This is a genomic window from Castellaniella caeni NBRC 101664, from assembly GCF_001592225.1.
GTDB classification, from domain to species: domain Bacteria; phylum Pseudomonadota; class Gammaproteobacteria; order Burkholderiales; family Burkholderiaceae_B; genus Castellaniella; species Castellaniella caeni.
Genome location: NZ_BCWN01000003.1, coordinates 122,191 through 141,751, shown reverse-complemented (window position 1 = coordinate 141,751; position 19,561 = coordinate 122,191). Strand labels below are relative to the sequence as shown.

Annotated in this window: 22 protein-coding genes; 16 read left to right on the top strand and 6 right to left on the bottom strand. The window is 64.3% G+C overall.

What is annotated here, in order from left to right; all coding sequences use genetic code 11:
• Positions 1-29: 29 nt before the first annotated feature.
• The gene (rsgA, locus tag CCA01S_RS02960) at positions 30-935 is read right to left on the bottom strand and encodes a ribosome small subunit-dependent GTPase A (protein ID WP_066453831.1); all 906 of its coding nucleotides are present in this window, start codon (positions 933-935) and stop codon (positions 30-32) included.
• Positions 922-2,178: a M48 family metallopeptidase gene (locus CCA01S_RS02955; protein WP_066453829.1), complete on the bottom strand. Its 1,257-nt coding sequence runs from the start codon at positions 2,176-2,178 to the stop codon at positions 922-924. The genes rsgA and CCA01S_RS02955 overlap by 14 nt, the downstream gene beginning before the upstream one ends.
• A gap of 48 nt (positions 2,179-2,226) precedes the next feature.
• Here CCA01S_RS02955 and orn point away from each other — a divergent pair, with 48 nt between their 5' ends.
• The 7 genes from orn to CCA01S_RS02920 all read left to right on the top strand — a co-directional run bounded on the left by orn (position 2,227) and on the right by CCA01S_RS02920 (position 7,755).
• Positions 2,227-2,772, top strand: coding sequence for an oligoribonuclease (gene orn, locus CCA01S_RS02950; RefSeq protein WP_066453826.1), 546 nt, complete (start codon positions 2,227-2,229; stop codon positions 2,770-2,772).
• A gap of 71 nt (positions 2,773-2,843) precedes the next feature.
• The gene (gene acpS, locus CCA01S_RS02945; RefSeq protein ID WP_066453824.1) at positions 2,844-3,272 is read left to right on the top strand and encodes a holo-ACP synthase; all 429 of its coding nucleotides are present in this window, start codon (positions 2,844-2,846) and stop codon (positions 3,270-3,272) included.
• A 5-nt stretch (positions 3,273-3,277) separates the two neighbouring features.
• Entirely contained in the window at positions 3,278-4,324 is a 1,047-nt protein-coding gene (nagZ, locus tag CCA01S_RS02940) for a beta-N-acetylhexosaminidase (protein ID WP_066453821.1), read from the top strand.
• Entirely contained in the window at positions 4,287-6,110 is a 1,824-nt protein-coding gene (gene uvrC / locus CCA01S_RS02935) for an excinuclease ABC subunit UvrC (RefSeq protein WP_066453819.1), read from the top strand. The genes nagZ and uvrC overlap by 38 nt, the downstream gene beginning before the upstream one ends.
• A gap of 177 nt (positions 6,111-6,287) precedes the next feature.
• Positions 6,288-6,857, top strand: coding sequence for a CDP-diacylglycerol--glycerol-3-phosphate 3-phosphatidyltransferase (pgsA, locus tag CCA01S_RS02930; protein WP_066453818.1), 570 nt, complete (start codon positions 6,288-6,290; stop codon positions 6,855-6,857).
• A 113-nt stretch (positions 6,858-6,970) separates the two neighbouring features.
• Positions 6,971-7,273 (top strand): hypothetical protein, encoded by a 303-nt coding sequence (locus CCA01S_RS02925; protein WP_066453816.1) that lies wholly within the window; start codon positions 6,971-6,973, stop codon positions 7,271-7,273.
• 5 nt (positions 7,274-7,278) lie between these two features.
• Positions 7,279-7,755 carry a PIN domain-containing protein gene (locus tag CCA01S_RS02920; RefSeq protein ID WP_146030606.1) on the top strand — a complete coding sequence of 159 codons (477 nt, stop codon included), beginning with the start codon at positions 7,279-7,281 and terminating at the stop codon, positions 7,753-7,755.
• A 17-nt stretch (positions 7,756-7,772) separates the two neighbouring features.
• On the opposite strand, the gene queF is transcribed toward CCA01S_RS02920, so the two are convergent.
• On the bottom strand, positions 7,773-8,603 hold the full coding sequence (gene queF, locus CCA01S_RS02915; RefSeq protein ID WP_066453805.1) for an NADPH-dependent 7-cyano-7-deazaguanine reductase QueF: 831 nt from the start codon (positions 8,601-8,603) through the stop codon (positions 7,773-7,775).
• Between the two features lie 267 nt (positions 8,604-8,870).
• Here queF and aceA point away from each other — a divergent pair, with 267 nt between their 5' ends.
• On the top strand, positions 8,871-10,181 hold the full coding sequence (gene aceA, locus CCA01S_RS02910; protein WP_066453802.1) for an isocitrate lyase: 1,311 nt from the start codon (positions 8,871-8,873) through the stop codon (positions 10,179-10,181).
• A 113-nt stretch (positions 10,182-10,294) separates the two neighbouring features.
• Here aceA and CCA01S_RS02905 read toward each other — a convergent pair whose 3' ends face one another.
• The 3 genes from CCA01S_RS02905 to CCA01S_RS15580 all read right to left on the bottom strand — a co-directional run bounded on the left by CCA01S_RS02905 (position 10,295) and on the right by CCA01S_RS15580 (position 12,988).
• Positions 10,295-11,806, bottom strand: coding sequence for an NCS1 family nucleobase:cation symporter-1 (locus CCA01S_RS02905; RefSeq protein ID WP_084386393.1), 1,512 nt, complete (start codon positions 11,804-11,806; stop codon positions 10,295-10,297).
• 42 nt (positions 11,807-11,848) lie between these two features.
• Entirely contained in the window at positions 11,849-12,568 is a 720-nt protein-coding gene (locus tag CCA01S_RS02900) for an aspartate/glutamate racemase family protein (protein WP_066453799.1), read from the bottom strand.
• A 258-nt stretch (positions 12,569-12,826) separates the two neighbouring features.
• Positions 12,827-12,988, bottom strand: a complete 162-nt coding sequence (locus CCA01S_RS15580; protein ID WP_157076511.1) for a hypothetical protein — start codon at positions 12,986-12,988, stop codon at positions 12,827-12,829.
• A gap of 293 nt (positions 12,989-13,281) precedes the next feature.
• Here CCA01S_RS15580 and CCA01S_RS02895 point away from each other — a divergent pair, with 293 nt between their 5' ends.
• The 8 genes from CCA01S_RS02895 to CCA01S_RS02860 all read left to right on the top strand — a co-directional run bounded on the left by CCA01S_RS02895 (position 13,282) and on the right by CCA01S_RS02860 (position 19,546).
• On the top strand, positions 13,282-14,265 hold the full coding sequence (locus CCA01S_RS02895; RefSeq protein ID WP_066453791.1) for a P-type ATPase actuator domain-containing protein: 984 nt from the start codon (positions 13,282-13,284) through the stop codon (positions 14,263-14,265).
• Positions 14,266-14,274: 9 nt separating this feature from the next.
• Positions 14,275-14,490 carry a cbb3-type cytochrome oxidase assembly protein CcoS gene (gene ccoS / locus CCA01S_RS15175; RefSeq protein WP_103035485.1) on the top strand — a complete coding sequence of 72 codons (216 nt, stop codon included), beginning with the start codon at positions 14,275-14,277 and terminating at the stop codon, positions 14,488-14,490.
• Complete coding sequence (gene ccoN / locus CCA01S_RS02885) at positions 14,447-15,928, top strand: cytochrome-c oxidase, cbb3-type subunit I (RefSeq protein WP_066453789.1); 1,482 nt, start codon at positions 14,447-14,449, stop codon at positions 15,926-15,928. Before ccoS ends, ccoN begins: the two co-directional genes overlap by 44 nt.
• Positions 15,929-15,938: 10 nt before the next feature.
• Positions 15,939-16,595 carry a cytochrome-c oxidase, cbb3-type subunit II gene (gene ccoO, locus CCA01S_RS02880; protein WP_066453787.1) on the top strand — a complete coding sequence of 219 codons (657 nt, stop codon included), beginning with the start codon at positions 15,939-15,941 and terminating at the stop codon, positions 16,593-16,595.
• Position 16,596: 1 nt separating this feature from the next.
• Positions 16,597-16,773, top strand: coding sequence for a cbb3-type cytochrome oxidase subunit 3 (locus CCA01S_RS02875; protein ID WP_103035486.1), 177 nt, complete (start codon positions 16,597-16,599; stop codon positions 16,771-16,773).
• Positions 16,766-17,674 carry a cytochrome-c oxidase, cbb3-type subunit III gene (gene ccoP, locus CCA01S_RS02870; protein ID WP_066453785.1) on the top strand — a complete coding sequence of 303 codons (909 nt, stop codon included), beginning with the start codon at positions 16,766-16,768 and terminating at the stop codon, positions 17,672-17,674. The genes CCA01S_RS02875 and ccoP overlap by 8 nt, the downstream gene beginning before the upstream one ends.
• 98 nt (positions 17,675-17,772) lie before the next feature.
• Complete coding sequence (gene ccoG / locus CCA01S_RS02865; protein ID WP_066453782.1) at positions 17,773-19,278, top strand: cytochrome c oxidase accessory protein CcoG; 1,506 nt, start codon at positions 17,773-17,775, stop codon at positions 19,276-19,278.
• 49 nt (positions 19,279-19,327) lie between these two features.
• Complete coding sequence (locus CCA01S_RS02860; RefSeq protein ID WP_066453780.1) at positions 19,328-19,546, top strand: hypothetical protein; 219 nt, start codon at positions 19,328-19,330, stop codon at positions 19,544-19,546.
• The last annotated feature ends 15 nt before the right edge of the window (positions 19,547-19,561 follow it).

The following is a 19,561-nucleotide window of genomic DNA, read 5'->3' as shown; positions in this document are numbered from 1 at the left end:
CCTGCCGGGCCGTGCCTGCGCGGTTTGTCTCAGTAGCGCCGTGCCGCCTCGTTTTCGGCCAGTATCCGCAGGTACAGCGCGTGGCGCTGCGCGGTGATCTCGCCGCGCGCCAGGGCGGCCAGCACCCCGCAGCCTGGCTCGTGCTGGTGCGTGCAGTTGTAGAACCGGCACTGGGCGATGGCCGGGGCAAATTCGGGAAACCCCTGCTCGATGTCGTGTGCGCTGAGATGCTGCAGGCCGAAGGCCTGGAAGCCTGGCGAATCGATGAGGTCGCCCCCCATGGGCAGCGGGTAGAGCCGCGTGTGGGTGGTGGTGTGGCGGCCCGTGCCAAGCGCCTCGGAGTGCGCTTGCGTGGGGGCTGCGGCCTCGGGCACCAGGGCGTTGAGCAGGGTAGACTTACCCATGCCGCTTTGTCCCAGCAGCAAGGTGCAACGTCCCTGCAGGACGGGCCCCAGCCGCGCGCGTGTCTGTTCGGTGTCCAGGGCGCTGAGGGTGGTGACGGCAATGCCCAGCGACTCGGGCAGCGCCAGCCGCGCGCGCGCCCGCGCCGTGCCGGGCAGGTCGGCCTTGTTCAGCACGATGTGCGCGGCGATGTCGGCGCTGCCGGCGGCCACCAGCGCGCGTCCCAGCAGGTCGTCTGAAAATTCGGGTTCGGCGGCCAGCACCAGCAGCAGCTGGTCGATGTTGGCGGCAAACAGCTTGCTGCGCTGCGCATCCGAGCGGTAGAACAGGTTGCGCCGTGGCAGCACTTCGATGATGACCCCTTCGTTCAGACCTTCGGGCAGTACGAGCACCCGGTCGCCGACCGCCGGGCCGGCCTTTTTGCCCTTGGTGTAGCAGTGGCGGGGGGCTGGCGAGGCATCGAGGACGACCCGGTAGTGGCGCCCGTGTGCCGCCACGACCCGGCCCGGCAGGGCGGACTCAGCCCTGCTCATGGTGCAGGTGTGCAATCCGCACGGCGGCCGAGGGGTGGCTGTCGTACCAGGCGGAGTGGATGGGGTCGGGCGTCAGGGTGGCGGCGTTGTCGTCGTACAGCTTGACCAGGGCGCTGCTGAGCGGCGCCGCGCCGCATTGCCGGACGGCGTATTGGTCGGCCTGGAATTCGTCGCGGCGCGACATCAGGCTGGCAACGGGTGTGAACCAGAAAGTAAAGACGGGCAGGGTCAGCATGAAGAGCACCAGGGCCAGGCCGTCGTTGGGCCGCCCCAGCTGGGGGATGATGCCCAGGCCGGTGTAGAACCACAGCTGCGTGGACAGCCAGGCCAGCAGCTGCAGCAGCACGCCCGCCGTGATGAAGCTGACGACGATGCGGCGCAGGATGTGGTGATGGGCAAAGTGCCCCAGCTCGTGGGCCAGCACGGCCTCGACCTCGTCGGCGTCCAGCTTCGAGAGCAGTGTGTCGAAAAAGACGATGCGGCGGTGTCGGCCAAAGCCCGTGAAGTAGGCGTTGCCGTGCGCCGACCGCCGCGAGCCGTCCATCACGAACAGGCCCGACAGCCCGAAGTGGCAGCGTTCGGCCAGGGCGTGGATGCGCTGGCTGAGGGCCGGGTCGTCCAGTGGGCTGAAACGGTTGAAGAGCGGAGCGATGAAGCTGGGGTAGAGCCACAGCACCAGCAGGTTGAAGCCGACCCACAGGCCCCAGGCCCACCAGGCCCAGCTGGCGCCGGTGGTATCCATCACCCACAGGATGGCGGCCAGCAAGGGCGCGCCGAGCACCAGGGTGACGAGCAGCATTTTCAGGGCGTCGGTGACGAAGAGCCTGGGCGTCATGCGGTTGAAGCCGTAGTGCGCTTCGAGCCGGAAGGTGCGCCAGGCCGAAAACACGAGGCCCACCGAGCCGAGCAGGGCCAGTACGACGCCGACCAGCGACATCTGCCGCCAGAGTTCAGATTCGATGACGCGCCCGAGGTGCAGGTCGATGGCCTGCAGCCCGCCCAGCAGCGTCAGCCCCAGCAGCAGCGCCGCCTCGACGATGCGTTCGACCATGGCGAACTGGCAGCGAGCGACGGTGTAGTCGGCGGCGCGCTGGTGGCTGTGCAGGCCGATGCGCCCGGCAAAGGCGGGGGGGATGTCGTCGCGATGCGCTTCGACGTGGCGAATCTGGCGTCGAGCCAGCCAGTAGCGGATCAGCAGATCGCAGATCAGGCAGGCAAGGAAGAGGAGGGTCAGCGTGTCCATCGAGCCAGTGTGCGAAAATCTGGTTTTTGGTTGAGAGGATTATAGGTGATGGCTGCGAACGATCAGCGCCTGATCTGGCTGGACATGGAAATGTCCGGCCTGGACCCCGAGAAAGAGCGCATTCTCGAGATTGCCATGATAGTCACCGAGCCCGATCTCACCGAAGTGGCCCGCGCGCCGGTGCTGGTGGTGCATCAGGCCGACGCGGTGCTCGACGGCATGGACAAGTGGAACCAGTCCACGCACGGCAAGAGCGGTCTCATCGGGCGGGTGAAAGCGTCCGCCCTCACCGAGGCCGACGTCGAAGACACCTTGCTGCGGTTTCTCGCGCCGCTGGTGCCCGCGGGCAAGTCGCCCATGTGCGGCAACACCATCGGCCAGGATCGCCGCTTCATGGTGAAATACATGCCGCGGCTCGAAGCCTACTTCCACTACCGCAACCTCGACGTCAGCACCCTCAAAGAACTGTCGCTGCGCTGGAAACCCGAGGTCTACCGCAGTTTCACCAAGGCCAGCAAGCACGAGGCGCTGGCCGACATCGAAGAATCCATCAACGAGCTCAAGCATTACCGCGAGCATTTTCTGCGTCTGTAGCACGGACGGCCCGGGGCCGCGCCCCGCGCCAGCGGCGCGCCTCTCGCGGGCCCGGTTTTCAAGGGGGGCACATGTCACATCCAGGCATTGCCGGCATCGGCACCGACTTGCTGCGCGTGGCGCGCATCGAACACATCTACGCCCGGCATGGCGCGCGCTTCGTCGAGCGCGTGCTGGGGGCCGACGAACAGCTCGTGCATGCGCGCCGCAGTGCGCGCGACCCGCGGCGCGGCATTCTGTACCTGGCCACCCGCTTTGCCGCCAAAGAAGCCTTCTCCAAGGCGATCGGCCTGGGCATCCACATGCCCATGACCTGGTCGCGGGTGCAGGTGCTCAACCGGCGTGGCGGGGCCCCCGAAATCCACCTGTCCGGTCCGCTGCAAACCTGGTATGCCCAGCGTTTTGGTCGCGCGCACGTCTCCATGACCGACGAATCGGACATGGTGGCCGCCTTCGTGATTGTTGAAGGGCTGCCGACCGGCGCCCACTCTGGAGATTGATCATTATGCAGAACCCCTTGCCCCCGGGCCCCGTGATGGTGGACGTGGCGGGCTTCGAGCTCACCGAGGCCGAACAGGCGCGCCTGCGCCACCCCCAGGTGGGGGGCGTCATTCTGTTCACTCGCAATTTTGCCGACCGGGCGCAGCTCACGGCCCTGTGCCAGGCCATTCACGCGGTGCGCAGCGAACCGCTGCTGATTGCCGTCGATCACGAGGGCGGGCGCGTGCAGCGTTTTCGTACCGATGGCTTCACGCCGATTCCGGCCATGCGCGCGCTGGGCGAGTGGTACGACCAGGATCCCCAGGCGGCGCTGCATGGGGCCACCGAAACCGGCTTTGTGCTGGCCAGCGAACTGCGCGCCTGCGGGGTCGATTTCAGCTTCACGCCGGTGCTCGACCTCGATCACGGCGTCAGCCAGGTCATCGGCAACCGCTCGTTTCATGCGGATCCCGCAGTCGTGTCGCTGCTGGCCCGCGCGCTGGTGCAAGGTCTGGCGCAGGCCGGGATGGCGGCCTGCGGCAAGCATTTTCCGGGGCATGGCGCGGTGGCGGCGGATTCGCACCTGGCCATTCCCGTCGATGACCGCCCCCTGGACGACATTCTTGGCGCCGATGCGGCCCCCTACGGCTGGCTGGGCGACCTGGTGCTGCCCGCCGTCATGCCGGCGCACGTCATCTATCCTCAGGTGGCGCCCGAGCCCGCCGGGTTCTCGCGCCGCTGGGTCACCGGCATTTTGCGCGAGCAGCTGGCCTACGATGGCGTGGTGTTCTCTGATGATCTCACCATGGAAGGCGCCAGCGTGGCGGGCGACATCCACGCCCGGGCGCAGGCCGCCCTGGCCGCGGGCTGCGACATGGTGCTGGTCTGCAACCGTCCCGACCTGGCAGACACCCTGCTGCTGGGGCTGGCCGGGCGGGCCATCGATCCGCACGCCGTGCGCCGCATCCGGCGTCTGATGCCCCCCCGGCCCGCGCCCAGCTGGGCGGGGCTTTTGTCCGACCCGAGGTATCTGCGTGCCCGAAGCCTTCGATCTGAAAACCTTCCTGGCTGATCTCCCGCATCTGCCCGGGGTCTATCGGCACATCGATGCCGAAGGCGAGGTGCTGTACGTCGGCAAGGCGCGCGACCTCAAGCGCCGGGTGAGTTCATATTTCCAGAAGACCGGCCACGGCCCGCGCATCGAGCACATGCTGGCGCGGGTGGTGCGCACCGAGGTCACCATCACGCGCACCGAGGCCGAGGCGCTGATCCTGGAAAACAACCTCATCAAGCGCCTCAAGCCGCGCTACAACATCCTGTTCCGGGACGACAAGTCGTACCCTTACCTGCACATCACCGACCACGAAGCGCCGCGCATCGTGTATTACCGCGGCAGCACGCAGGGCAAGGGGCACTTCTTCGGCCCCTATCCCAATTCGTGGGCCGTGCGCGAGACCATCAACATCCTGCAGAAGGTCTTCAAGCTGCGCACCTGCGAAGACAGCGTCTACGCCCACCGCACGCGCCCGTGTCTGCTCTACCAGATCGGCCGCTGCTCGGCGCCATGCGTGCTGAAGATTTCGCTTGAAGACTACCGGGCCGATGTCGAGCGCGCCATCCGTTTTCTCGAAGGCCGCACCACCGAGGTCATGGAAGACCTCGAAAAACGCATGATGGCGGCCTCCGACCGGCAGGATTTCGAGCAGGCCGCCGTGCTGCGCGACCAGATGCGCGCCCTGGCCAAGGTGCTGCAGCAGCAGACCATGGAACAGGTGGGCGACGACAGCGCCGACATTATCGCCGTCGAGGTCTCGGGCGGGCGCGTGTGCGTCAATCTGGCTATGGTACGCGCCGGGCGTCACCTGGGCGACAAGCCGCTGTTTCCCACCCAGACGCAAGACGAGCCTGCCGAAGAAGTGCTGGCGGCCTTCATTGCCCAGCATTACGCCGACAACCCGGTGCCGCCCGTGCTGGTGTGCTCGCATGGCGTGCCCGATGCCGACCTCATCGCCATGCTGGCCGAGCAGCACGGCCACAAGATCCGCGTGCTCACGCGCCCGCAGGGTACGCGCCGCACCTGGCTTGAACAGGCCCAGCGCAATGCCCACCTGGCGCTGGCCCAGCGTCTGTCCGAGTCCAGCGCGCGCGAGGCGCGCACCCGGGCGCTGGCCGTCGAACTCGACCTGGATACCGACGACGAGGCGCTCGCCGCGCTGCACATCGAATGCTTCGACATCAGCCATACGGCGGGCGAGGCCACGGTGGCCTCGTGCGTGGTCTACAAGAACCACGCCATGCAGCATTCTCTCTATCGACGTTTCAACATCGCCGGCATCGAGCCGGGCGACGACTACGCGGCCATGCGCCAGGCGCTCACCCGGCGCTACGCCAAGGTGGCCGACGGCGAAGTCTCCCTGCCCGACATCGTGCTCATTGACGGCGGCGAAGGGCAGGTGAGCATTGCGCGCCAGGTGTTCGAAGAACTGGGGCTGGACGTCAGCCGCATCGTGGGCGTGAAAAAGGGCGATCACCGCAAGGTGGGGCTGGAAACCCTGGTCTTTGTGGATGGCCGCCCCTCGGTAGCCCTGGGGGTGGAATCCGCCGCCCTCATGCTGGTGGCCGAAGTGCGCGACGAGGCGCACCGCTTCGCCATCACCGGCATGCGTGCGCGCCGTGCCAAGGCGCGCAACGTGTCGCGCCTGGAAGAAATCGAAGGGGTCGGCCAGCATCGACGCAAGAATCTGTTGGCGCGCTTTGGTGGCTTCTCGGGGGTGGTCGATGCCAGCATCGACGAGCTGGCGGGTGTCGAGGGCATTTCGCGCCAGCTGGCCGAGCGTATTTACCACGCTTTGCGCTGATGCGTTGGCAGTGCGCAGCAACAAGGTGCCGGTTGCGCCGTGTTGTGCCGCGGCCTTACATCAGATAGCGCAAGCACGTTTCATCGTGAGGCGCGAGCCCTGTTTCAGCACCCGTTTGACTCCGCACGACCAGCGGTGATGTACAGGTGCCCTGCATGGGGTAGTATTACGTTCATCATGCCGTTCAATATTCCCATCGCCCTGACGTGGCTGCGCATTGCCATGATCCCGCTGCTCGTGGGATTGTTCTATCTGCCCGATGCCTGGACAGGCTCGGGCTGGCGCGACCACATCGCCGCCATCGCCTTCATCATCGCCGCCGTCACCGACTGGTTCGACGGCTACCTAGCCCGCCGCTGGAACCAGACCTCGGCGTTCGGCGCGTTTCTCGACCCCGTGGCCGACAAGCTCATGGTCGTGGCGGCCTTGCTCATCCTGCTCGACCTGGGGCGCGTCGATCTGCTCATCGCCCTGGTCATCATCGGCCGCGAACTCACCATCTCGGCCCTGCGCGAATGGATGGCCAAGATCGGTGCGGCCAGCAGCGTGGCCGTGCACCGCCTGGGCAAGTTCAAGACGGCGGCGCAAATGGTCGCCATTCCCTGCCTGCTGTACTGGCAGCCCATCGAGGGTGTCTCCACCCGCCTGGTCGGCACCGTGCTCATCATCGTGGCCGCCATCCTCACGGTGTGGTCGATGTGCTACTACCTGCAAAAGGCCTGGCCGGAAATGCGCAGCCGCAGCTAGTGTGTCGATGAGCTGGTTGTTTCAGTAAGCTGCCCTGGCAGGGCCGACAGCTTGAATGACACCCATCGCTCGTGCAAAAATTTCCTGATGGGAAATGGTGGTTGGAGGCTCGGATGATCGATTTCACTGATGCAGTGCGCATTGCCAAGGACAGCATTACCACCTTGCAGCCTGATGCCCGAAACATCAAATTGGAAGAGGTGATCCTGTCTGAGGATGATCTTCTTTATCAAGTAACGCTCAGCTACGATTTTGGTGACAAGGCTGAGCAGCAGTTTGACAACCCATCTGGCAACGGGCTGTCAAATCTGGCTAGGCTGGCAGCCTTGATGCAGGAAAAACGGCAGCACAAGGTTTTCTTGGTCAGCCATAGCGATGGCGTGTTCAAGGGGTTCAGGGACCGCAAAGGGGGTTAACCATCGTGATGGCCGACAAGTTGATCATCGATGCAAATCTGCTTCTTTTGTTGGTTATCGGGGCTCTGGACAATGGCGGGCAGATCAAGAACTCAAAGCGGTTGGGTGGCTACGATTGGGCTGATTACGAAGTGGTGGTCAAGCTCATGGGCACTTTCAGAAGTGTTCATATCACACCCTACATTGCAGCCGAAGTCTCGAATCTCATTGACCTAAGAAACCAGGCGCGAACACGCGCCTTTGCCGTTGCGAAAGTGCTGTTTTCTGAATTTGGCCAAGTTGACTCCCTGATCAGCCGGGATGTCGGTGGCCCGGTATTTCTTGGGTTCGGCATTACGGATGCCTCGCTGGTCGAACTGGCAAAAAGTTACACGATACTGACAAACGACAGCCGCTTGTTGCCCTTACTCTGGGCGTCTTGCGAAGCAAATATCTTGCCCTTCGATCAAGCCAGGCAAATCGTGCGCCAAGGCTCGCGTTAATATTGCGTATGTGATTTTTATTGCCGCAGGGTGCGCGTTTGCCCTATTTCCTTGGGCTGAAAACTGGCGCGCCAGGGGTTGATGTCCAGACCGCCGCGGCGCGTGTAGCGGGCGTACACCAGCAGTTCTTCGGGCGCGCAGCGCGCCATGATCTCGCCGTAGATTTTTTCCACGCACAGCTCGTGGAATTCGCCATGGCGACGCAGCGACACGATGTAGCGCAGCAGCCCGGCGTGGTCGATGCGCGGCCCGGCATACTGGATTTGCAGGCTGGCCCAGTCGGGCTGGCCGGTGACGGGGCAGTTGGATTTCAGCAGCTCGGTCACCAGGTTTTCGCGCACGAAGGGCGCGGGCTGCGCGCATACCAGGGTTTCGGGCGTGGGGGCCGCCGTTGGCGCGAACTCGATGTCCTGGTCGTCGATGCAGGTGCCGCGCAAGGGGGCGCAGCTGAGCTCGAAGGCCGGGCGCACCGACAGAATCTCGACATGCACTTCTTTGCCGGATGCCTTGGTGAGGTCGCTGTGCAGGCGCTGCTGCACGATCTCCGGGTATTCGAAGCGCTCTTCATTGAAGCTGTTGAGGTACAGCTTGAACGACTTGGATTCGATCAGGCTTGGACTGGCCGCCGAAAAGGTGAAGCGGCCCATGGCCACCACCGGGCGCCCCTTGGCGTTGAGCCAGGACAGTTCGTAGGCGTTCCAGATGTCGGCCCCGTAAGGGGCTTGGGGTGCGTCCAGGCCCGTGCGGGTGTCGCTGCGTGCAATGGGAAACAGCAGCGTGGGGTCGTAGTGATCCGCGCCTTGGGTGCTGTGGCCCAGCGGGCTGTGTTCGAGTGCGGTGGTTTCCATAGTCCGTCCATTGTACTGTGCCGACCCGCTCTTTTTCACATGATGAAAGTATGGTTTTGTGATGTGAAAAACTTATGCTGCACTGCGTTGATCGGCATTTCATCTCAAGAAAAATAATTTCATGACATGAAATGATTTGCGTAAATCAATGATTAATATGAATTAAATTTTCAATCTTATATAAGACATAGGTCTTATGTGCGGTGCAGCATCCGCGTACACTATTTTGCATCGGTTTCTTGTTTTGTCTTTCTCAGGAGCAACACCATGACCTCTCGCGAAACAGAAGTGCGCAACCTGCAACGCAGCTGGGCCGAAGACCCCCGTTGGCAGGGCATCAAACGCGGCTACAGCGCCGACGAAGTCGTGCGTTTGCGCGGCTCGGTGGTGGTCGAACACACCCTGGCCCGCCGCGGCGCCGAAAAACTGTGGGGTCTCCTGCACACCGAAGATTTCGTCAACGCGCTGGGCGCGCTCACCGGCAACCAGGCCATGCAGCAGGTCAAGGCAGGGCTCAAGGCCATCTACCTGTCGGGCTGGCAGGTGGCGGGCGATGCCAACATCACTGGTGAAATGTACCCTGACCAGTCTCTGTACCCCGCCAACTCGGTGCCCAGCGTGGTCACGCGCATCAATAATTCGCTCACCCGCTGTGACCAGATCCAGTGGATGGAAGGCAAGAACCCGGGCGACGAAGGCTACATCGATTATTACGCGCCCATCGTGGCCGATGCCGAGGCCGGGTTCGGCGGCGTGCTCAACGCCTTTGAACTGATGAAGTCCATGATCGTGGCCGGTGCCGCGGGCGTGCACTTCGAAGACCAACTGGCATCCGTCAAGAAATGCGGCCACATGGGCGGCAAGGTGCTGGTGCCCACCCGCGAAGCCGTTGCCAAGCTGGTGTCCGCCCGCCTGGCCGCCGACGTGCTCAACGTGCCCACGCTGCTGGTGGCCCGTACCGACGCCGAAGCCGCCGACCTGCTCACCAGCAACATCGACGAAAACGATGCGCCGTTCGTCACCGGCGAACGTACGGTCGAAGGCTTCTACCGTACTCGTGCGGGCCTCGATCAGGCCATTTCGCGCGGCCTGGCCTATGCGCCGTATGCCGACCTGATCTGGTGCGAGACGTCCACCCCCAATATCGAATACGCGCGTAAGTTCGCCGAGGCGATCCACCGCCAGTTCCCGGGCAAGATGCTGGCCTACAACTGCTCGCCGTCGTTCAACTGGAAAAAGAACCTCGACGATGCGACGGTCGCCAAGTTCCAGCGCGAACTGGGCGCCATGGGCTACAAGTTCCAGTTCATCACGCTGGCTGGCTTCCATGCCCTGAACTACAGCATGTTCGAACTCGCCCACGGCTATGCCCGCACGCAGATGAGCGCCTTCGTCGAACTGCAGCAGAAAGAATTTGCCGCTGCCGACAAGGGCTTTACGGCGGTCAAGCACCAGCGCGAGGTGGGGGTCAGCTATTTCGACGCGGTCACCCAGACCATCGAAGGCGGTCAGTCGTCCACCACGGCGCTGACGGGGTCGACCGAAGAAGCCCAGTTCGACGAAGCGCAGGTGGCCTGAACGAGGCGGCTTTGCCGCACTGATTTTGAAGTTGTATTACCGAGAGGACAGGGGGGAAGAGGGGCCCCCCTGCGGTGTGCTTTTGGGAAGGCCTTGCGCCTTCCCATTTTTTTTCACGCTTTTTGCGCGGCGGTTTCGTGCGGCAGGATGACGACCCGGCCGTTCGCCAGGAAGTAGTAGATGATGGCGCCGATCGGGGCCCCGATGAACCAGCCGAAGTCTTTGATCTCGGAGAAGGCGGGCAACAGAGCGATGCTCAGCGACACGATGGCCGACGGAATCAGTGCGTACAGGGCGTAGTGGCTGACCCCTTTGTTGTAGTAATAGATCGACTCGGGCGTGGGCAGGTACATGTGGCGGATGCTGAACTTCTGCTTGCGCACCAGGTAGTAATCGACGGCCAGGATGCCGAAGAACGGCCCCAGCAAGGCCCCCAGGCTGCCCAGGAAGTAGCCCACCACTACCGGGTTGTTGAAGTAGTTCCAGGGGGTGACGATGATCGAGGCGATGGCCGTGATCAGGCCGCCCGTGCGGAAACTGATGCGCCGCGGGTTGATGTTGGAGATGTCGAAGGCCGCCGAGACGAAGTTGGCCACGATGTTCACGCCGATGGTGGCGAAGACGAACGAGATCGTGCAGACGTAGAACATGATCGAGTTATCGACGTGTTCGAGCAGGATGCCGGGGTCTTTGATGTCGTTGATGTCGGCATTGAGCACTTGCGCAGCGGCGACGGTGGTGACTACCGAGGTCACGGCAAAGGCTGTCCAGTTGACGGGCAGGCCCCAGGCGCAGCCCGTGACCACCGATTTGCGGCTGGGCGAGAAGCGCGCGAAATCAGAGAAATTGAGCATCAGGGTGGCCAGGGTGCCCACCGTCTGCGCGCAGGCGATGAGGATGTTGCGCATCTGGGTGCTGCTGTCGAGCTGCTTGCCGTCCGGGCCCGAGAACCAGTCGAAATGCCAGTTGGCCTTCGACAGGAAGTAGAACATCAGGACGAGCATGATCACCCAGATGATGGGGCCGGCCAGGCCCTGGAAGTGGCGCACGGCTTCCATGCCGCGGCGCACGATGATGAGCTGCAGTATGGACAGCAGCAGGAAGCAGATCCACCCGCCCAGCGACAGGTTCAGGAAACTGGGCGCGGTGCTCAGGCTGAGTTCGCGGAACATCGGGAAGGCGCGCGAGAGCAGGGCGTTGAGGGCGATGGAGGCCAGGTAGGTCTGCACCCCGTACCAGGCGATGGCGACGATGCCGCGCACCACGGCAGGGATGTTGGCGCCCCAGATGCCCCAGGTGATGCGGCTGATGACGGGGTAGGGCGTGCCGGTGTCGTGCCCCATGAAGCCCGACAGGCAGCAGCCCGCCAGGATGATGAGCGAGCCCAGGAAGATGCCGAGCGTGATGTCGAAGGCCGACATCCCGAGGCCAACGAACAGGCCGGCCGCCCAGGTGTAGTTGCCCGCGTTGTGGGCGTCGTTCATCCAGAGGGAAAACAGCTGGTAGCCGTTCCACTTGCGGTGGGTGGGGTGGGCGGGGGCCAGGTCTTCGTTGAACAGTCGGCCGTCCGGGTCTTGGCGGGCGAGTTCTTCGTTGGGGATATGCTCAGCGTGTGTCGTGCTCATGCTGAAAGCCTCGGAAAGGGTGGGTGAGGGGGGCTAGCGGGCTCAGGGCAGGGGCCAGCCACTGAGTTTTTTGGGGCGGGCCGGTGCGTAAGTGCGCACCTTGGAGGTGGACAGCTTCATGCGCACCAAGCCTTCCGCCAGGGCGACGGCGGCGGCCACTCCGTCGACGACGGGCGCGCCGGTTGCTGCGGAGACGGCTTCGTCGAGCCCGGCCATGCCGCCGCAGCCCAGGCAGATGACCTCCACGCCGCGCTGCTCGACGATTTCCTTGGCTTTGGCGACGATGGCCGCGACGGTGCGCGCGTGATCCTGTTCGAGTTCGAGCACGCTCAGTCCGCTGGCGACGATGGCGCTGCAGCGCCGATCCAGGCCTGCCAGCAGCAGCCGGTCTTCGATGAGAGGCACCGTGCGATCCAGCGAAGTCACGATGCCGAATTTGTGGCCCAGCAGCCCGGCCGTGATGGCGGCGGCTTCGGTGATGTCCACCACCGGCACGTCCAGCGCTTCTTGCAGGCCTTCGCGGCCATGCTCGCCGAAGCCCGCCTGGATGACGGCGTCGTATGGCTCGGGATACTTGAGCACCTGGTCGAGCACCCCCAGGGCGGCGAGGTAGCTTTCGACGTTACCCTCGCAGGAGTCGGCGCCGAAGCGCGGGGTCAGGCCGACGATTTCGGTGCCGGGCGCCGCCGCGGCGCGGGCCGAGGCGACAATGCCTTCGGTCATGGATGGGGTCGTGTTGACGTTGACAACCAGGATACGCATGGTGCCTCCTTGGGGCCGGGAGTGTCTTGCTTGATTCGTGCTGTGGTCGTCTTCTGACATGTCAGCAAATATTTAATCGTGCATGTATGAAGATATCTGACAGATCATAGGCCTGTCGCAAGACGATGCGAACTGGGGAATTACCCTGAGCAGGGCGCCCGCAGGAGTGCGCTCATGTTGGGCGCACACAAAAAAAGCGACCACATCGTGGTCGCTTGATGGTATCTGAACCGGCTCAGGCCCTGGGGGCCCGGGGTTTCAGCCGTGGTGGTGTGCCAGGTGGCTGGGCTTGAACAGAGACAGCAGTTGTTGTGCCAGTGTCACGTGCCGGTCGGCTTGTTGCGCGCGCCGGGTGAAAGCGTTACGCCGTTCGATGGCCTTCACCAGGGATTTGTCTGCAAAGCGTGCGTAGATCATCATGGTTTGCTCCTGAGTTGTTCGACGGTGCTTATCTGGAAACAATTGTAGCATCGTATTAGGGAAAACCCTAGTACTTGACCCGCGTGGCAGCGGGGTGCTGTCCATCACGGATTGGGGTGGCCTCGCCCGGCCTCGTCCGGCGAGCGCGGCTTGCGCCCCGGCGTCCGGGTGATGGCGGCCTCTATCGTTGTCTTGTCTACTATTGAGCTCTAAATCACGACGATGACAGCGTTTGCGGGGGTTTATTGATCTGCGTCAAGGTTGGCCGATGGCCGTCTGGCTATAGTCGCGCCATGCACGCCACTTCATTGTTGACGCCTCCGCCCCACATGACCGATGCCATGCGCCGCGCGCGCCGGCACATGCTCGCCCGTACCGGGCTCGCCTGGCTGGTGATGATGCAGGTCATGATGCTGGCCTTTCCCGGCTACCTGCGCCATGGCGCCCGGGCGGCGGAATCGCAGCTGGCGCTTGAGCAGGCCATCGTGCTCATGAACTGGCTCAGCCTCGTGCTCTGCGTTCCCCTGGTGCTGTACTGCGCCTGGCCCGTCTGGCACGGCGCCTGGCGCAGTCTGGCACGTGGCCGCGTAGGCATGGACGTCCCCGTGGCGCTGGGCATTCTGGCGGCTTTCGTCCCCAGCGTGGTGGCCACCTGGCGCGACGCGGGCGAAGTCTACTTCGATTCCGTATCGATGTTCGTGGCCTTTTTGCTGACGGCCCGCTTTCTCGAACTGTGCGCGCGCCAGGCCGTGGGCGAGCACGACGAAGCCGATGCCGGCCTGCTGCGCCAGGCCGACCGCCTGGCGTTCTGGTTCGTCTGCGTCCAGATCCTGCTGGCGGCCGCCGTGGGCCTGGCCTGGTGGCAGCTGCAGCCAGAGCGGGCCGTGGCGGTCACCGTCGCCCTGCTGGTCATGAGCTGCCCCTGTGCCCTGTCCATGTCGGTGCCCGCCGCGCTCGCGGCGCGTCGCGCCGCGCAGCTGCGCGCGGGCCTTGTGCCGGGCGCGCCGGCCGCGGGTCATGGTGCCCGGCGCGCCGCGGCCTCGCCGCGCGCCACCGATCCCTTGCACGCGGCCACGCGCCGCGTCGCCGCGCAGAATCTGCTGGGTTCGCTCGTCTGGCACGTGCTCATGACCCCGCTGGCGGCGCTGGGTTTCGTGCAGCCCTGGCTGGCGGCCATCACGATGCTGCTGTCTTCGCTGGCCGTGGGCACCAATGCCTGGCGCCTCGTGCGCCGCCCGGCGAGCCCGCGTGCGCCCCTGGCGGCCGAAGCGGGCTGAGGCGGCGCGGTGGACGGCCTGTTTCTTCTTCTGCCGATTTCCCTGCTGTTCGTGCTGGGTATCGGCGTGGCGTTCTGGTGGGCGATCTTCGCGGGCCAGTTCGATGATACCCAGGACGCGGCCACGGCCATCCTGGATGACGATGATCGATCACTTAAACCTTGCTCTGAGGGGAACATCTATGAGCACGACCGGGAGAACCGGAATACCGGCCGAAACCTTTAATTACAGGATCGTCCGCCAGTTCACGATTGCCACCATTTTCTGGGGCGTCGTGGGTATGGGCCTGGGCGTCCTGATCGCCTCGCAGCTGATCTGGCCCGAGCTCAATTTCAATACGCCGTGGTTCAGCTATGGGCGCTTGCGCCCGCTGCACACCAATGCGGTGATTTTCGCCTTTGGCGGCAGCGCGCTGTTCGCGACCTCGTATTACGTCGTGCAGCGCACCTGTCAGGCGCGCCTGTTCTCCGACAAGCTGGCCGCCTTCACCTTCTGGGGCTGGCAGGCCGTGCTGCTCGGGGCCGTCATCACCCTGCCCATGGGTTTTACCTCCACCAAGGAATACGCTGAGCTCGAATGGCCGCTGGACATTCTCATCACCCTGGTGTGGGTGGCCTACGCCATCGTGTTTTTCGGCACGATCGCCAGGCGCCGCGTCAAGCACATCTACGTGGCCAACTGGTTCTTCGGTTCGTACATCCTCACCATCGCCATCCTGCACATCTTCAATAACCTCGAACTGCCGGTGTCGCTGTGGAAGTCGTACTCGGCCTACGCCGGGGTGCAGGACGCCATGGTGCAGTGGTGGTACGGCCACAACGCCGTGGGCTTCTTTCTCACCACCAGCTTTCTGGGCATGATGTACTACTTCGTGCCCAAGCAGGCCGAGCGCCCCATCTATTCGTACCGCCTGTCCATCGTGCACTTCTGGGCGCTGGCCTTCACTTACATGTGGGCCGGGCCGCACCACCTGCTGTATACCTCGCTGCCCGACTGGACGCAGTCGCTGGGCATGACGTTCTCGCTCATCCTGCTGGCGCCGTCGTGGGGCGGCATGATCAACGGCATCATGACGGTGTCGGGGGCCTGGCACAAGCTGCGCACCGACCCCATCCTGAAGTTCATGGTGGTGGCGCTGTCCTTTTACGGCATGTCCACGTTCGAGGGCTCGATGATGGCGATCCGCACCGTCAACGCTCTGTCGCACTACACCGACTGGACCATTGGCCACGTGCACTCGGGGGCCCTGGGCTGGGTGGCCATGATCACCTTCGGCTCGATGTACTACCTCATCCCGCGCCTGTATGGCCGCCAGAGTATGGCGCGCCCCGAGCTCATCAACCTGCACTTCTGGCTGGCGACGCTGGGCGTGGTGCTGTACATCGCCGCCATGTGGATCGCCGGGGTGATGCAGGGGTTGATGTGGCGCGCCACGGGCGACGACGGCATGCTCACCTACAGTTTCGTCGAAGTGGTGAAGTCCACCTATCCGTTCTACGTCATCCGCATGATCGGCGGCCTGTTCTTCCTGTCAGGGATGTGCCTGATGGCCTACAACACCTGGCTCACCGTGCGCGGCCAAGAGGGTGTCGATCCGCTCGTGCCGCTCGACAGCCCGGATGCCCGCGCCATCCCTGTAACCGCCGTGCCGGCATCGGCCTGAGGAGTTGACCATGTCTGCCAGCAAGAAACGCTTTTCGCACGAGATGCTCGAACGCAACGTCGGCCTGCTGATCATCTTCAGCATCCTGGTGGTGTCGTTCTCGGGCCTGGTGCAGATCATCCCGCTGTTCTTCCAGCATTCCACCACCGCGCCGGCCGAAGGGGTCAAGCCGCTCGAATCGCTGCGACTGGTGGGGCGCGACATCTACATCCGCGAGGGCTGCGTGGGCTGCCACTCGCAGCAGATCCGCAAGCTGCAGTCCGAAGTGCAGCGCTATGGGCCGTACTCGATTGCCGCCGAATCGGTCTACGAGCATCCCTTCCTGTGGGGTTCCAAGCGCACGGGGCCCGATCTGGCCCGCGTGGGGCAGCGCTATTCCGACGAATGGCACCGCATCCACCTGCGCAACCCGCGCGACGTGGTGAAAGAATCCAACATGCCCGCCTATTCCTGGCTGCAGCACAACACGGTCGAGGGCTCCGACGTACAGGCGCGCATGCGCGTGCTGCGCACCCTGGGGGTGCCCTATACCGATGACGACATCGCCAAGGCCCCCGCGGCGCTGAAGGGCAAGACGGAAGAAGACGCCGTCGTGGCTTATCTGCAAGGCCTGGGGGTGGGCTCGCGCGCCGCGGCTGAAGAAGCCATGCAGCGCGGGGGGCGCTGAGATGCTGGCCATCGTCAACGGCTTCATCACGGGCCTGGGCCTGCTCACTTTCGCGGGCATCGTCTGGTGGGCCTGGTCGGCGCACCGCGCCGAGGCCAACCGCCAGTCGGCGCTGCTGCCCTTCGCCCTGCCCGAGGAATATCAGAACGACAAGAAAACCGGGGATACCCATGAGTGATTTCACTAGCAGTTTCTGGAGTTACTACATCGCCATCATTGCCCTGGGGGGCATCATCTGGTGCGTGTACCTGCTGTTCTCCCAGCGCGCCTGGCTCAAGCGCGACGTTCAGCCCACCACTGTCGAAAGTACGGGACACGTCTGGGACGGCGACCTGACCGAGCTGAACAACCCCGTGCCACGCTGGTGGACGGTGTTCTATCTGGCCTTGTGCGCGTTCGCCCTGGGCTACCTGGTGCTCTACCCGGGCCTGGGCAGCTTCAAGGGCACGCTGGGCTTCACGGCGGGTGAGCAAGTGCTGCAAGAGCAGCAGGCGCTCAATGCCCGTATCGAGCCCATCTACCAGCGCTTTGGCGACATGCCCATTCCCGAGATTGCCAAGGATGCCCAGGCGCGCGACATCGGTCAGCGGCTGTTTCTCAACAACTGCGCCCAGTGCCACGGTTCGGACGCCAAGGGCGGTAAAGGCTTTCCCAACCTGACCGACGACGACTGGCTGTGGGGTGGTGCGCCCGAGCAGATCCTGCAGACCATCACCAAGGGCCGCCATGGGGTGATGCCCGCCTGGGGCGCGGTGGTCAAGCCTGAAGAGGCCGCGGCCATCGCGCAGTACGTGCGCTCGCTCTCGGGCCTGGCGCACGACCCCCTGCGGGTGAACGCGGGCAAGCGCGGCTTCGAGACCTACTGCGTGGCCTGTCACGGGGCCGAGGGCAAGGGCAATCCCCTGATGGGCGCCCCCAACCTGACCGACGGCGTCTGGCTGTATGGCAGTTCCGAGGCCACGATCATCGAGACGATCCTCAACGGACGCGACAACCAGATGCCAGCGCAGGAAGGGCACCTGACGCCCGAGCAGATCCGTCTGCTGGCCGCCTGGGTGTGGGGCCAGTCCAACCACTAAGCAAGCGGGCCGCCTCTGTCTGAGCCGAGGCGGCCGCTGTTTGACGAACCGGCTCAGAAGGGCTGTCACACAGACCAGTCAGCATCACAGAGGACATCATGCAAAACGATCCCCCGAAACAGGCCGCCACGCCCGCAGCGCGCGACGACCCGGCCTGGCAGCCCGTGCGCCGAATCCGCAAGGGCTCGGGCGGGGGGACGTCGCCCCAGGTGGAAAAGGCCCTGGCCGAAGTGCGCTCGAAAATCCACCCGCGCTCGGTGCAGGGTCATTTCGCGCGCATCCGCGTGCTGATGGTGTTTCTCACCCAGGCGGTGTTCTACGGGCTGCCCTGGATTCAATGGGGCGGACGCCAGGCGGTGCTCTTCGATCTGGGGGCGCGCAAGTTCTATCTGTTCGGCATGGTGTTGTGGCCGCAGGACGTCATCTATCTGGCCGTGCTGCTGGTGCTGTCGGCGTTTGCGCTGTTCCTGTTCACGGCCATGGCGGGGCGGCTGTTCTGCGGCTATGCCTGTCCGCAAACGGTGTACACCGAAATCTTCATGTGGATCGAGGCCAAGATCGAAGGCGATCGCCTGGCCCGCATCCGCCTCGACGAGGCCCCCTGGAACGCCCGCAAGCTGCGCCTGAAGGCCAGCAAGCACTTCCTCTGGGTGCTGCTGGCTTTGTGGACGGGCTACACCTTCATCGGCTATTTCGCGCCGATCCGCGAGCTGGGTGCCCACCTGCTGGCCTTCGACCTGGGGCCGTGGCAGTGGTTCTGGATGCTGTTCTACGCTTTTGCCACCTGGGGCAACGCCGGGTTCATGCGCGAGGCCGTGTGCAAATACATGTGCCCGTATGCGCGCTTCCAGAGCGTGATGGTGGACGACGACACCTTCGTCGTCACCTATGACCACGTGCGCGGCGAGCCGCGCGGGGGGCGCTCGCGCAAGATCGATCACAAAGAAGCCGGCATGGGCGATTGCGTGGACTGCAGCCTGTGCGTGCAGGTGTGCCCCACGGGCATCGACATCCGCGACGGTCTGCAGTACATGTGCATCGGCTGCGGCGCCTGTGTGGATGCCTGCGATTCGGTCATGGACAAGATGGGCTACGAGCGCGGCCTCATTCGCTATACCTCGGGCAATGCCATCACCCAGGGCCTCACCCAGCCGCAGGTGCGCAAGCGCATGCTGCGCCCGCGCGTGCTGGCCTACTCGGCGCTGCTGGGGGCCATTGCCATCGGCTTTGTCTTTTCTCTGGCCACCCGCACCACGCTGCGCGTCGATGTGATCCGCGACCGGGGCGCGCTGGGCCGCGAGGTGGCGGGCGGATTGGTTGAAAACGTCTATCGCCTGCAGATCATCAATTCGGCGGAAGCGCCCATCGAACTCGATCTTTCCGCGACCGGCGTGCCGGGGCTCGCGCTGCAGATGGCCGACGAGGGTGGCACCCGGGTGCGCGTCGAAGGCTCCTCCAATCGTCTGGTGCCCGTGGTCTTGCGTGCGCCGGTCAATGGCCTGAAGCCCGGCCTGTATGACGTCCGCTTCGAGACGGTGGGCACGCGCGCGCCCGGCGACACGGATACCGTGGTGGAACAATCCAGTTTCTATGTGCCGAACTGAGGCCGCGCGCGATGCGTGACCAGAGCGGTGTCCATGACAAGAGGTGAGCATGAAAGCAGCCAAGCATGATCCGGATCAACTCTCAGAAGGGCGGCCCTGGTGGCGCCATCGCTGGCCCTGGCTATTATTATTGGGGCCTGCGGTGGTGGTGGTCGGCTGTGCCGTCACGGTCTTCCTGGCTTTCCAGGCCTACGGCAGCCAGGAAATCCACGACGGCGGCACGCGTCACGGGCTGGTGGTCACAGCGCCGACGCAAAACACCCGATAATCAATGCATTCTCCA